The following is a 13,275-nucleotide window of genomic DNA, read 5'->3' on the forward strand; positions in this document are numbered from 1 at the left end:
TCCGATCGTTACGCGCTACTTCCTGTCGCTTGGCATCAGCTGCTGATCGTCCTGCCTCGCGCGCCCTCACATAGTGATTGTCCGCACATGTCCGGACGTGTCCAGTAACCAATAGCAACTGCCACCACCACATGACTTTCGACAGAACGAAGGTCTCGGCTCATGGCAACAGCTCAGCTTTTCCTCAGCGGCGCGCGTGTCACCAGTGGTTTCCGAGAAGCCATTCATGACGCGGCCAACCGTGCGGGCGTGACGCCGAACGAGTTCGCCATTCGAGCGGCGGCAGAGAAACTCGCGCGAGCCGGTCAAACGTTCCCGGGCGTCTTCCGCCGAGGCGACTTCGACGCTGGCGTCGATTCAAGTGCGGATAGCGGCCGAAGCCACGATAGGCAGGCTGGGGGCGCAGCTGATGGCTGCAGCAACAGTCACCCGCAAGCTCGTCGTCACGTCGGACACGTCAGGCCTGCAGAAGGGCGCGCGCGACGTCCAGTCATTCGGGCAGCAGACCGAGAGCGCGGCCGCGACGCTGAAGCGGATGAAGGCCGAGATGGACCCGGCCGCCTACAAGTCGCTGGCCGCTGGCATGAAGCCGGCCATCGAGGCCGAGCGTCAGATGGCTTCCATGACGAAGGCGCTGACCGCAGAGCTGAAGCCGTTCGGCGATGCGCTGCGCAAGCAGCAAACGGATAGCCTGAAGGCTGCCGAGGCGGTCAACAAGCTCGCTTCGGCAGAGATGAAGCGTGCCGAAAACCTCCGTCGCGCCTACGACGACACGTACGCCAACGCCACCCGATTCCTGAAGGTAGAACAGGACGTCGCGCACCAGATCGGCCTTCGCAACCTGACGACCGAGCAGGGCAACGTCATCCTTGCGACCGCCGCGAAGCGCTTCGATCAGATGGGCAAGGGTGCCGAGGCTGCGAACCAGAACGTGAAGCTGACCTCCGGTCAGGTGCAGGGCCTCGGCTTCCAAATCAATGACATGGGCACGATGCTCGCGATGGGCGCGTCGCCGTTTCAGATCCTGGCTTCGCAGGCCGGTCAGGTCGTTCAGGTTCTGCAGGAAGGCGGTGGCGTAAAGGTCAGCATCGGCGCGATCGCGACCGCGGTCGGCGGCTTCGTCACCTCCCTTGGCCCGGTGGGCATCGCGCTCGGCGCGACGACGGCCGCGGCCGGCGCGCTGTGGCTTATGTCGGACGGGCCCGAGGCCAAAGCTGCGAAGAACTCGATGGACGAGTTCAAGCGGTTGATCGACAGCGTCCGTGACAGCTTCGGCGAGGCCGGCCGCGCTGCCGATCTCGTCTATTCGGCCGGAGCCAAGCTGACGCCGGGCATGGCTCTCGGCCAGCTCGTCGACAGCATGAAGACCGCCAAAGAGGAAATGAAGGCGGCCGTCGAGAACCTCGGCCGTGGCGAAGCGGTCCGGCTCGACATGGGCACGCTTGGCAGTGCCAGCGCTGTGCTCGACCTCTTCAACGGTGAGCTGCGCAACGCCCAGTCCGAGATCCGCGAACTTTACGGGCAGTTCACCCGTGGCGAGATCGAGGCCAAGGCCTTCGTCGAACGCATGGCGATGATCCAGATCAAACCGGGCGCCAGCGACGAGGTCAAAGCGCTCGCCGGCGAGATGCGCCGTCTCGGCACCGACGTCTTGAACGCCGCCACGAACACGCAGGCCCTTCAGGCCGCTATGGATGCGATCGTGAACTCGCGCTCGCGCCTGCCCAAGCCCGCCGCCCAGGATCGGCCGGACAACGCCGGCCTCGAGCGTCGCTTCGGCGACCGGATCAATCCGGACGTCACGGACGATCTGCGCAAGCAGCTCGAGGACCAGGCGGCCGCGCTGACGAAGACCGAGACCGCGACCCGCTCCTATTCCGACGCCGTGGCCGAACAGAAGGCCAGCATCGAGAAGTCCGTCGCCGAGCTGCGGCTCCAGGTCGACATGTACGGCCAGAGCGAAGGTGCGATCGCCGCGGCCCGGTTCAAGCTCGACGCGATGACCGAGGCACAGCGCGCCTCGAACGACGCGAAGGCCGGCGCTATCGATCCGGCCCTCGTCGACCAGATCAACCGGGAGGCCGACGAGATCGGCCGCCTGACCGACAAGATCCGCACGAACACGGCGGCCGAGCGTGAGCGTCAGAAGGCGGCCGAGGACGCCAAGCGTCAGCGTGAGCGCGTCGCCGAATTCACCGCTGACGTCGAGTTCGAGAGGTCGATCCTCGACTTTTCAGAGAACGAGCAGGAGATCCGCCAGATCATCCGCAACCTCGATGTCGACTTTTCCAGCTACGAGGGGCAGCGGCTCGCCGCCGCGATGCGCTTCAACGAGTCCGTGCGCGACCAGCAGGATGCGATGTCGGACATGGGCGAAGTAGCCTCCGACGTCTTTGGCGACATGATCGAAGCGCTCGGCAAAGGCGGGAGCCTGATCGACAACCTAGCTCAGGCACTGTCCGGGCTCGGGCAGAAGCTCGCCTCGGCCGGTCTGGACCGCATGTTCGGCGGCCTCTTCGGCGCCGGACAGCGGCATGCCGCGAACCAGAACAACATCGGCAACATCTTCACGGGCTCGCTTGCCTCGGTGCCGCCGAGCTCCTTCGTACCCGTACCGACGCCTGCGGTGCGCGACACGACGCAGCGGCTCGCGCAGGGCGTCACGCAGTCGGTCTCGAACAACCTCCTGTCGTCGCTGCTCGGTGCCGGCAAGAGCGAGAGCCACATCTCGGGGCTGAACGCGCAGTTCGCGACCGCGCTCACCAATATGCTAGAGGCGGCGCCCGCCGCCGTGCAATCTGCGATCACGATCAACTCGGGCTTCCGGTCCGTCGCTCGGCAGGCCGAGCTCTTCGACGCGGCGCTGCAGAAGTATGGCTCTGTCGCGGCCGCCAGGCGCTGGGTCGCGCCTCCGGGGAACTCTCAGCACAACAAGGGCATGGCCGCCGACTTCGGCTACGGCAACACGGCGGCGCGCAACTGGGTCCACCAGAACGCCGGGGCCTTCGGCCTCAAGTTCCCGATGGCCCATGAAAACTGGCACATCGAGCTCATTAACGGCCGGACCGGCAAGACCGGCGCCGTCGTCGACGAGCGCACGCTGTCGAAGGGCGTGAGTTCGGGCCTCGCCGACTATAGCCGCCGGGGCGGTCCCGAGAGCTACGGCGCCGGGCGCTTTGACGCTGGCAGCGCGGGTATGGCTTCCGGCTTGTCTCGCGGCCAGGCGGGCATGGGGGTACTCTTCGGTCTCGCTGGTATCGCCGGCAACGGATACGCGAGCGGCAGCCCGCTCATGAGCGGTATCTCCGGCTTGATGGGCGGCTACGAGCTCGCAGGCCAGTTCGGCGGTGCGCTCGGCCTCGGCGCGATGGCCAACCCGATCGGCATGGCGCTGGGCGCCGGTGTCGGCATCATTTCCTCCCCCGTTGGCAAGCGGAAGCGGGCGACCCTCGCCGACATGCAGCGCCGCTACGCCGAACACCTCGCGACGAAAGGAAACGACGATGACAGCGATCAACGGCTTCTTGCAGCGTGACCGCGGGTTCCTGATGGCCGACGGCGCCTTCTACCTGTCCGACGGTACGCCGATGGGCTTCGGAAGCAAGATCGTCTCAATGCCCAAGCTTCACGCGGCAATCGCGGCGCGAGGGTACTCCCTGATCGCACCGACGATCGCGATGGAGATGGCGATCAAGTACGCTGATTTCGACGACATGCTCGACCGGGCCGACGATGATCTGACCGCGTGGGAAGGCACGCAGCGGGACTTCCTTCATTGTGTCGGCTTCCCCCATTTCGAACTGCACATGATGGGTTGGTCGAAGCGAGAGGCGCGCCCACGGTATGCGTGCTGGACGAACCAGCGCGAGGACGAAGAAGATAAGGTCGAGAGGCTCCACGAAGAGCCCGGGTGCCTCGTCTCGCCGTACCTGACGCCGGATGAGGAGCTGAAGGCATTGCCGAAAGTCGGCGTCTTCATGGGCGCTCCTGGCTTCCTCGACAGCTTTGATCCCATCCGCCACGGCGTTCCGATCATGCAGGCGCAGCGTCGCGACGTCGACGAACTCGATGGTCATGAGGAGAACGGCAAGGTTTGCATCGTCGGTGGCCACATCGAGGTGACGGAGATCGACGAAACGGGGATCTCGCAACGGGTTTTGCATCGCTGGGCCGATCAGACCGGCGTTCACGTGGAGCCAGAAGCGCTGTCTCCTAAGGACATTCTCCGCGCCCGTATCGCCTTGCGCAACGCGCACCTCGAAGCTTCCGAGGAGCAGGCGGCATGAACCCGGGCACGGAGCTCGGCGAGCGCCTTTTCAACGAAGCCGACCAGGCTTGGCAGGAGCATCTCGCCAAGTCGCCCGAGGACGTTGGCGATCTCGTTCGGTTCTTCGGCCGGCTGCGGGAGAAGGCGGAAGAGTTGCCAGCCGCTGCCCGCCGCGAGCGGCTGCCGTTGTGGGAGGTCAAAGAAGCCTTTCGTGCTGCGGCCGAGAAGAATGTCCGCGCCACCGTCACGGAATGGAAGGAACTCGCCGGTCGCGAGGCAGAAGTCTTCGACACGGTGATCGGAAAGTACGTTCCGGCCGCCACGCACGCCCTTATCTTTCCGAACCAGCCCCCGGCGTCAGCATGGAACGAGGGAATCTACGCGCTGCTGCATGAATCCTTGCAGCGTATCGCGCGTGAGATCGGGCTTGAAGCGCCGGATCATCCGCCGCCGGAGCGCGAGCCCCCGGCCTTGGAGCCTCCGCCCGGGCTCAATCGTCAGCATCGCCGCATGTGGCTTAAGCGAAACCGGAGGGCTGCCTGATGTCCAGTCTCAAGAACAGCCTGCTCGTATCCTCCATGGCCAGCGCCCCGCCGCTGGCTTCCTTCCCCGGCTGGGCCGGGCCTGTCGTGCGGGCCAAGCGTCAGGCTGGCCAAGGCGATTCCCTGCTCAATCCAGCGCTACCGTTGGAAGGCACACGTAAGATCTTCGAAGCGCGCGTCGCCGCCGATGTAGTCAAGCTTGGCGCGCTGATCGTCGAAGCGCGGGAACTCGGCCTGGGGCTCGGTCGCTCGCTTTGCGAGCGCACCATTGCCAGCATCGAGGCCGATATCCTCGCTGTCCGGTTCGGCGAAGGCGATCCGGACCTCGCTGGCAACGTACCAGCCATCTTGAAGCGTTTCTCGACCGCCGCTCACGAAATCTTCGTCGTGCATCAGCTCTCCGACGGGCCGATGAACGAAGCCACCGTGGCGCACTGGATGGCTGCTCGCGGCGAGGTCGCAGTCGGCGCGCTGAAGTACGTCATCACGATCCTGGAACGTCATGGCGAGACGCTTGCCTTGGCCGTAGTTCCCGAGGAATGGGTCGACGATCTGAGCAACGTCGTGAAGGCCTTTGTCTTCCCCGGTGACGGTGACGCACCGAAAGACGACGCCTGGCGTCAGGCGATCATTGAACGCTTTGACGCGATCCGTGCGCTCCTGCCTGAGCATCAGCCGGCGAGCTTCTGAACATGAGCGATCCCTTCACGCGCGAGCTCGCCCTTCTCGTCGACGAGATGAAGAGTCCAGCGGCCCGGTCCAAGATGCTGGCGTCGTTCGCGCGTGAGGAGATCGCCATCACGAAGGCGAAGAACGAGGCGGCGGCTGGCCGAACGATCGGGAAGCCGAAGTTGGCCGTCGATGGGCGCCAGGGCGCGCCGCTCGGCAGCGTGAAGCCGGACGGCACGATCGTCGCCGAGTTCAACACGGAGACCGTCGCGGTGCGTTGGATCCTGCGGCAGCTCGAATTGGAGTCGCCGCGGCTGACCGGCGCCTACCGCGCCTCGCACAGCGTCTACGCCGACGGCCGGCTGATCGAGCTCGGTTCGAGCGCAGACATTCCGGACGCGGACGAGTTCGTCATCGCGTCTGACGTGCCCTACGGCGTCAAGCTCGATCCGAAGGACGGTTTGCCGGCCCGCTCGAAGCAGGCTCCGAAGGGAGTCTACGCCGCGATCGCAGCCGTCGCCACAACCCGGTTCGACAGCGAGGCCGACATCTTCTTCACGTTCCGCGAGGTGCCGATGGCGAAGGGCGGGTCGCATCAAAACCCGGCGATCGTCGTGCGGCCGAATGGCCGGGCGGGCGAGCTGTGACGAGTGTGGGTCCACAATTTACAGTTTCACGACGTCAACGGCGTATGCCACACGTGATCGTACTTTTCGTGTGAGTCGGAAGCCGCGGGACCTATGGATCGAGATGTCACGGTAAAGTTTTGGAAGGTCGCAGCGATAGCGCCGAGCGCTCCTGACTTCGCTTCCTCATTGCAAATCGCAATGAACGCTACCGGCAGCAGATTGCAAGCCAAACTCGAAAACGCGACGTTCAGGCTTGAGCCGCATGGATGTAAGAAGGGGCCGATATGGATCGGAGAGATCATCCGGCTGCAATCATCCGCTTTCCCGTCTAAGGTCCCCCAAGGAAAGCCTGCTGAGCGCCTGAACCTTCTCCCGGGAGAGAGCTTGGGACATCATGCAGGGTTCATTTATGACGAGCGAAATAAGGCGCTTGGCTTTGAGGCCCGGCCAACCGCTGGGGGCCCATCTAGTTTCCTGAACCTCGTCGCGGCGATCGCCAAACACCCTCCTTGTGCCGTATTTCCGGTGTTAACGGCACAGAAGGTCGCAGACCTCGCAAAATCGAAAAACGGTACCCTCAGCCTGAAAATTGCTGACCCCGTCAATCTGCAAACTGTCGATCCGGAATTGGTGAATGTTCGAGACGGGTTGGCCTTCCTGACGGAATTGATGGATGGTGCCTACATAAATACCTCGATTGGCGTCGGCCCTCGGCGGGACGGGCTAGATGTGTCGAAGCTGAAGAAGGTCGTAGGCTGGCTCGCGGGTGAGCGATCTGCGGACCGCGGCAAGGTGAAGAAATTGCAGGTGACACAACCTGATGAGGCAGGTCCAATCCTCGACTTCATCGGAGGCCAGGTCAAAGAGCAGCAGACACTACAGCTTTTGGGCGACCCGAAGCCAGATTGGAAGATAAAGAAGACATTCCTGGACGCGGCTTATCAAACGGCAAAAAAATATGTCTAGCGATTCAGTCGGAATCTTTTTTGTTCGCCACCTGACCGCACTGAGACGCAGTACAGTTGCGTTTTGGGTGGTCGCCCTTCTGTCGGCCATTTTGTATGACCGCTTCGGTTCATACGTAAGTTTCTCTGGTCCGCAGCTAGACCGCCTTTATTCGTACACGTTCACACTTCTCACAGTCATATGGGGGGCGTCTCTGGCTGTTTGGGCTCTTATGCGTAGCCGCGCAACGCGCTACATCGAGCGACTACACGACAATGTCGTTTTCAAGCAATTCCTGACCCAGTTTGAGCTGAACATCTCGATAACGCTGTTGGTGATTGTGTACACCTTGATCCTAGGCATCTGGGCGATGGAACCGGGGAGCGTTCGGTCGTGGTCATCCACCGCGTTTATAGGATGGGCATTCTCCTATTTATGGTCGCTCCGGCTTTTGGCTGGAAGCTTTCGCGCTGGGCGAATCGTTCTGTAGGTCGGCAGGACCGTAGTTCGGCCGAGGTTGGGATCACCGCCAGAGGCATGGGGAAAGTTGCAGAAAGCTGAAGCAGAGCGAGCGGTGAGACAGCTGGCGTCCCGTTGGGCACGCGAAAATGCCGTACCCCTACAAGCCCCCTCACCTCCAAGCTTCAGCGATTTCGTCAAATGGGTGCGAAACCAAGGCTATGACGCCTACTTGGACTTCCGATCGCTTCGGGGATCCATGGCCGAAGTCGAACTTTGGTTCGATGACGAACTCGGCCAAAACTGGCGGGCCTGATGCGCCTTCGCGTCCAAGTCGGCCAACTGACCTCTATGATCCGGGGTGCTAGATGTTGTCATGCACAACGCGGCGACCTACTACCTATAGATCGTAAGCACCTGTTTGAGCTTGACTTTTGCCAATTCAGCAAAATATCCGCTTGTGCATAGCGCACTTTCGGCGTACAAGCCGCTTGTCAACAGTCAGTTGACTGAAGGCACGCGAAGAGCCCCACCTTGCGGCAGGGCTCTCCTTTCTTGACAGGTGTAACGTTCTCCTGCGGCGGCTACCGCGGATAACGGCGGCAATGAGAGCACACGTGCTCCCATTTGCCGTGCCTGTAGCGCCAATAGTCGATGACCGACACCGGCGCCGTGATCGAACACGATACTCGTGCCATAAGGCGACTCCATAATGGAAGTCGACAAGTTGGCCTTGTCTGCCCTTCGACGACGGTTCCGTCGAAGTTCGCTATGCCCATTGGGCTGACGAAGCGACGACGAGGCAGACAACGAGGGTGTGCTCGACAACCTTCCTTATGGCTTGAGCGATTCGAAGTAAAGCGCCGTTTTCGGCAAACCTGTTCTTTGCCGGTTTAAACGCTCACTGAAGCGTTTTTCGCTACCAGGGTAGGAAATCTCCTACCGGCACGTTGTGCCGCCCCAGTGGCCATCCTGCTCGATCTGGTAAGCGTTCCGGATGCGTTCTATTAGGCGTGAAGCCTGGAGAACGTCGCATCGCGCGCATGGCGTGCCGGTGTTCGATGCCTGATGTTCTCTTCCTAACAATACGGCCAGCAGTGGATCATGCCGGCCGTTTGTGGGCAGGAAGAAGGTCATCGAACGTGATTGGAACCCAGCCCTGAACGGCTACCGGATGTTGCATTGCTTGTTGCACGCAGCAGCCGCAACACTCTGCAAACCGTTGCAAAACAATGGCTTACGACGCAACACGATGCAACATGACCTGCCCGTGGTAGACGCCGCTGTCGTTGCTAATTACCAAGCAAAAACAAGAACTTAATTTGGCGACCCCGGCAGGATTCGAACCTGCGACCATCGGCTTAGAAGGTCGGTACTCACTGGGCTGCGGTTTGCCGCACCGACCGGTAGCCGTCGCTAAGGGTCAGCGACATCCCCACGAATGGCGCCGTAACGGATGTTCCCTGACTCGGGCTCTGGGCCGTGGCTCGCCATGCCCTCCGTGATGTCAACGAGGCGCCCTCGCCCGCAACGCGTAGGACTCCACCAAGGTGTTCGCCCGCCTAGTCGATCAGGCCCCGGTGTTGGGTTCCGTCAGGACATCTTCAGCCGGTTTGGCCCGGCGACTGGGGTCAGGTGATACGATGTTTTGAGATGAAGGCAATAATGGCGGCGCTAACGGCCGCAGGCTCGTCCCGTTGAAGCCAGTGTGTCGCGTTGGAGAAGGTCTGCAACTCCCCGTCCCGGCAGAAGGCGAGGCTACTTCTGGCGAGACCAGGTTCAAGGAAGCGGTCGCGCATTCCCCACAGCACCAGCGTCGGCACATCAATCGGCTCCGTCATCTGCGGGCGAAAGCGCAGGGCGCGGTACCAGTTGAGCATAGCGCTGATCGCGCCCGGCTGCTCCCAAGCCTGCCGATAGGCCGTAATGTCGTCGGCCGTGAATGCTCCGGGGCAACTGGATCGCTCAACGGCACGAACGAGAAGCGCGAACTGTCGCGCACGCAGCAGGGCTTCCGGCACGATGGGAAACTGGAAGAAGGCCGCGTAACTGCTTCGCAGGATCTGCGAGGGAGAACGCAAGACATAGGGAAACAGAGCCTCGGGATGCGGCGCGTTGAGGACGGTAAGGCTGGCCAGGCAGCTCGGCATCACGACGCCCGCCGACCACGCCACGATCCCTCCCCAGTCGTGGCCGACGAGATGGAGCCGCTCGAGGCCCATCGCATCTGCTAGTCCAGCTAGGTCGTCTAGGAGCTTCGGCAGCGCGTACTGGCGGATGCCCTTCGGCTTGCTGCTAATGTTATAACCACGCTGGTCCGGCACGACGACCCTGTAGCCGGCGGCAGCAAGCGCACCGATCTGCGCGCGCCAGCCGATCCAGAAGTCTGGAAAGCCATGCAGGAGTACCACCGGCTCTCCACTCAAAGGTCCAGCCTCCACCACGTGCAGCCGCACGTTCCCCGTGTTGATCAACCGATGGCGAACTTCCGTGGATATCATGGAGACGCAACGACGTCCGGTCACGAGGGATCCAGCGATGGTCCGCGGGAACCGCATACCGATGTCATGCGGCAGGTCATGGCCCGGCACGCGAGTGAACACGGCGGCCGTCCGCCCGAACGTTCGAATGCGGTGCTTTCGTCAACTCCGGAATACGCCAGGTTCCTAGATCGATTAGACGTAATGGTAGCGGCGCTACCCCGGCGAAGCCCAGGCGGTTTCACGCTTGCAATCAGGCGTCGAGAAGGGCGAAGGCTGCGTTTGGCGTGAGCGACTGGCGGTTCGACGAGGTGACGCAAGGCGCGCAACGCTTCGCAGTCGCCGTCCTGCCGGTTGCCGACCGGACCGGAAGCGTGCACCGTCCTATGGTCCGGTGCCGCGAGAGCATGGCGATCGTTTACGATCGACGAACCGTTGGAGGTTGTGATGAGCAGCGCGGTGGAACTTGCGACCTATCCCGGCCTAGACGAGCGTGTCGTCGTTCTTCGGGCAGGTGATCTAGTCGATGCGGTCTTCGTTCGAACCGAACGTTTCAACGTCCTCGTCGATACCCTCGACACGCCCGCAAGGTGTCATGCCGCCCTCGCCCTCGTCGATCCATTCCTTTACGAGCGTCCCCTGGTCGTCGTGAACTCGCACATGGATTGGGACCATTTCTGGGGCAATGCAGCGGTCGCCGATCGCGCCGTCATCATCGCCCACGAGGAGGCTCACCGACGTTTCCACGCCCCGTCGACGCAGCAAAAGCTAAAAACCAAGGCGTCAGAGGACGTGAGCTTTCAGGACGTTGCCCTGCAGGCCCCGACGGTGACCTTTCAGGATCGCCTGCGGCTCGACGGGGGTGATCTCACACTCGACCTAGTCTCCACTCCCGGACACACTCCCGACCATGTCGCGGTCTGGATTCCGGAGTTGAAGACGTGCCTTGCGGTTGATGCCGTGGAGGCGCCGATCCCGGTGGTCTCCAGCGAAGATCCGCAGGATCTGCGTTCGCTTGTCGCCTCGCTTCATCTCATCGAAGAACTGGACGCGGAACATGTCGTCCTGGCGCACGGCCAGACAAACGACCCTTTGGTTGTCAGCCAGAACCTTCGCTACTTCGAAGAGTTGGCCTCGCGCGTCGGACGAGCCAGTGACCTCGCGTTCCTGCGCGACGGCGATCCCATTCCGGATGGCCTTGAGCTGACAGACCTGGTTCCCTCCTCGACTAACCTGTCGCCAAGCGCTCGAACCTTCTATGAGCGTTTCCACCGAAAGAACCTGCGGGCCACCATTCGCAGCGTTCAGGGGGCTTCCTCGACCATGTAGACGGTTGCCGAACGATTGGTACCTAGTCCACGTCGAGCAATCCTTGACCCGTCGATGCCCGCCTGGTCTGTCCGTCGCATGAGCATACCGATCTGGGCGGGGTTCGAGTGCGGCCATCTCGGCTGGTCCGACCATGACCTCCTCGTCACCACCCGCCACCTGCCCGACGACCGCATGGCGGAGCATTACGCCATCGTGCGGGCCCACGGTCTCTGTCGCGGGCGTGACGGCCTGCCGTGGCGCCACGATCCTGCCCCCCGAATGCGGTTGGCCGAGGCGTCCGGCATGGAGATCACCTGGGATCTTGCACACTTCGATCGACCACCGGACCCGGCAGCGCATGCCGTCGCGGTCGCACAAGCCGCAGACCCCGATCGGCCCCTGCACCTCTGTCCTGTGAATGAACCCTCGATCTACCCGATGCTCGCCGGAATGGCTTGGGAGGAGGCCGTCGACATGGCGATCGTCATGGGACGGGCGGCACGCGACCACCATGCCAAGGTACGCCTCCTCGCATGCGACCCAATCAACGGGATCGGCGAGCGCCAGTTCGCCGCCGTCGACAGGCTCGTAGGCGCGGGCGTCGTCGATACGATCGGCATCAACAGCTACCCGCACACTGCGCGCGCTCCGCTAGGCCGGGCCATCCTGAAGAGCTGGCGGCGCTACGGCCTTCCCGTCCTCGTCGCCGAAACGAGCTGGCACGACGGTCACCGTGCACAGCGGCGCCGCTTTCCCGGTTTCGGCAAGCGGCGCTGGCTCGAGCACATCCTGGCGGAGGTCGATTGGGCATCCGCCCGGGGCGCTCAGGTCGAGGGCGTGTGCTGGTACCCGATCGTTGACTGTCCGCCTTGGCCTCACCCTGGCTCCGCGCATCGTTGGCGCCACGGGTTGATCCGTGAGGATCTCGGTATCGACCCTGTCCTCTCCGAGGCGTTGCGAGAGCACATGGTGGGTCCGTCGCAGTCGGCGCCGGACCAGCTTCGTTTTGCTTTCTGAGGTTCCTCTGGGCAGGCTCTTGGCTGCTCCGCACGGTACAGACCCGAAGCAGCATGTTCCCAGCGTCATCGGGGCGGTAACTTCCCATCGAGGTCTCCGCTCAACAGCCTCTCGAAGGCGACTGGCTCCAGCCTGCCCGGCGGTCGGAAGGGGTTCGAGAAGGCGTAGATGAAGAAGAGGACGATCCCCGAGTAGACCCCAAACGTCGCGAGCAGGACGAGATGGCCCCGCGTCGGTCGGTAGACGTGGAAGGGTACCGAGAGAAGAACAAGTCCCGCAATCGCCGGCGCCCAGAACAGACTGCTGAAGCGCCCGAACACCCCCGCTTCGCGCATCTCGCGCAACTTCGCGATATCCGTAATGCGGCCCAGCATGCGATCGCCCAACCATCGCTCGCGGTTCGTCGTTGGGGTCAGGTTCAGAAGCGCCTCGTACACTGCCTCCCACTCCTTCCAGGCATGCGGCGAGAGCCCCTCGGTCCGACCGAGCATGCTCCATTCGTCATCGATCACCGTCGAGATGTAACGCTTCAGCCCCGCCTGTACCGGGCCGACCTCTGCACCGCCATACCGCCAGATGTCGTTATAGACGTCCGTGATGGCTATCGCCTCTTCGATCAGAGCCGAGCGGACGTCCTTGTAGTCGGAGAGCTCCTGCGCATAGACCAAGCCAAGGATCAGGCCGTGCAGGGCGGCGATCCGGAACGCGACCGATCCTGCGACGTCGTGTGTTCGATCGACGTCGGTGCCGTCCGGCAGGACGCGCCGGGCAAGGAAGTAGGTGCCGAGGACGATTGCCGTTGCCCCGCCACGATGACCAACCCGTAGGCTGCTGAAACCAACGTATCCATCAGTTCGCCTTGTTGCAGGATGGGTGTCATGAGCTGCATGCAGCAGCACTCCACGCGAACGGAGTGCCCCGCAAGATGCCGCAAGGCATTGTAGCGCGCGAACGAG

At 62.8% G+C, this 13,275-nt stretch carries 10 protein-coding genes; 8 read left to right on the plus strand and 2 right to left on the minus strand.

The window, feature by feature from the left end:
• Positions 1-409: 409 nt before the first annotated feature.
• The 6 genes from AUL34_RS16465 to AUL34_RS22365 all read left to right on the plus strand — a co-directional run bounded on the left by AUL34_RS16465 (position 410) and on the right by AUL34_RS22365 (position 7,073).
• Positions 410-3,535, plus strand: coding sequence for a D-alanyl-D-alanine carboxypeptidase family protein (locus tag AUL34_RS16465; RefSeq protein ID WP_061935981.1), 3,126 nt, complete (start codon positions 410-412; stop codon positions 3,533-3,535).
• Positions 3,504-4,286 (plus strand): hypothetical protein, encoded by a 783-nt coding sequence (locus AUL34_RS16470; RefSeq protein ID WP_061935984.1) that lies wholly within the window; start codon positions 3,504-3,506, stop codon positions 4,284-4,286. The genes AUL34_RS16465 and AUL34_RS16470 overlap by 32 nt, the downstream gene beginning before the upstream one ends.
• Positions 4,283-4,810 carry a hypothetical protein gene (locus AUL34_RS16475; RefSeq protein WP_061935987.1) on the plus strand — a complete coding sequence of 176 codons (528 nt, stop codon included), beginning with the start codon at positions 4,283-4,285 and terminating at the stop codon, positions 4,808-4,810. The genes AUL34_RS16470 and AUL34_RS16475 overlap by 4 nt, the downstream gene beginning before the upstream one ends.
• Positions 4,810-5,499, plus strand: a complete 690-nt coding sequence (locus tag AUL34_RS16480) for a hypothetical protein (protein WP_061935990.1) — start codon at positions 4,810-4,812, stop codon at positions 5,497-5,499. Before AUL34_RS16475 ends, AUL34_RS16480 begins: the two co-directional genes overlap by 1 nt.
• 2 nt (positions 5,500-5,501) lie before the next feature.
• Positions 5,502-6,125 carry a hypothetical protein gene (locus AUL34_RS16485; RefSeq protein ID WP_061935993.1) on the plus strand — a complete coding sequence of 208 codons (624 nt, stop codon included), beginning with the start codon at positions 5,502-5,504 and terminating at the stop codon, positions 6,123-6,125.
• A gap of 93 nt (positions 6,126-6,218) precedes the next feature.
• Positions 6,219-7,073, plus strand: a complete 855-nt coding sequence (locus tag AUL34_RS22365) for a DUF6731 family protein (RefSeq protein WP_156420965.1) — start codon at positions 6,219-6,221, stop codon at positions 7,071-7,073.
• 2,069 nt (positions 7,074-9,142) lie between these two features.
• Here the strand turns inward: AUL34_RS22365 and AUL34_RS16500 are convergent.
• The gene (locus AUL34_RS16500) at positions 9,143-10,114 is read right to left on the minus strand and encodes an alpha/beta fold hydrolase (protein ID WP_370539053.1); all 972 of its coding nucleotides are present in this window, start codon (positions 10,112-10,114) and stop codon (positions 9,143-9,145) included.
• A 324-nt stretch (positions 10,115-10,438) separates the two neighbouring features.
• Here AUL34_RS16500 and AUL34_RS16505 point away from each other — a divergent pair, with 324 nt between their 5' ends.
• Both AUL34_RS16505 and AUL34_RS16510 read left to right on the plus strand, forming a co-directional pair.
• On the plus strand, positions 10,439-11,320 hold the full coding sequence (locus AUL34_RS16505) for an MBL fold metallo-hydrolase (RefSeq protein ID WP_061936005.1): 882 nt from the start codon (positions 10,439-10,441) through the stop codon (positions 11,318-11,320).
• A 78-nt stretch (positions 11,321-11,398) separates the two neighbouring features.
• Entirely contained in the window at positions 11,399-12,319 is a 921-nt protein-coding gene (locus AUL34_RS16510) for a hypothetical protein (protein ID WP_061936008.1), read from the plus strand.
• Between the two features lie 65 nt (positions 12,320-12,384).
• Here AUL34_RS16510 and AUL34_RS16515 read toward each other — a convergent pair whose 3' ends face one another.
• Positions 12,385-13,218, minus strand: coding sequence for a hypothetical protein (locus AUL34_RS16515; protein WP_244492612.1), 834 nt, complete (start codon positions 13,216-13,218; stop codon positions 12,385-12,387).
• Positions 13,219-13,275: the final 57 nt, after the last annotated feature.

It is taken from the genome of Aureimonas sp. AU22 (assembly GCF_001463745.1).
In the GTDB taxonomy this organism is placed as follows: Bacteria; Pseudomonadota; Alphaproteobacteria; order Rhizobiales; family Rhizobiaceae; genus Aureimonas.

Bases quoted from the DNA above. Each gene is read 5' to 3' on its own strand.
- AUL34_RS16465 (WP_061935981.1), top strand. From the start codon at position 410: ATGGCTGCAGCAACAGTCACCCGCAAGCTCGTCGTCACGTCGGACACG.
- AUL34_RS16470 (WP_061935984.1), top strand. From the start codon at position 3,504: ATGACAGCGATCAACGGCTTCTTGCAGCGTGACCGCGGGTTCCTGATG.
- AUL34_RS16475 (WP_061935987.1), top strand. From the start codon at position 4,283: ATGAACCCGGGCACGGAGCTCGGCGAGCGCCTTTTCAACGAAGCCGAC.
- AUL34_RS16480 (WP_061935990.1), top strand. From the start codon at position 4,810: ATGTCCAGTCTCAAGAACAGCCTGCTCGTATCCTCCATGGCCAGCGCC.
- AUL34_RS16485 (WP_061935993.1), top strand. From the start codon at position 5,502: ATGAGCGATCCCTTCACGCGCGAGCTCGCCCTTCTCGTCGACGAGATG.
- AUL34_RS22365 (WP_156420965.1), top strand. From the start codon at position 6,219: ATGGATCGAGATGTCACGGTAAAGTTTTGGAAGGTCGCAGCGATAGCG.
- AUL34_RS16505 (WP_061936005.1), top strand. From the start codon at position 10,439: ATGAGCAGCGCGGTGGAACTTGCGACCTATCCCGGCCTAGACGAGCGT.
- AUL34_RS16510 (WP_061936008.1), top strand. From the start codon at position 11,399: ATGAGCATACCGATCTGGGCGGGGTTCGAGTGCGGCCATCTCGGCTGG.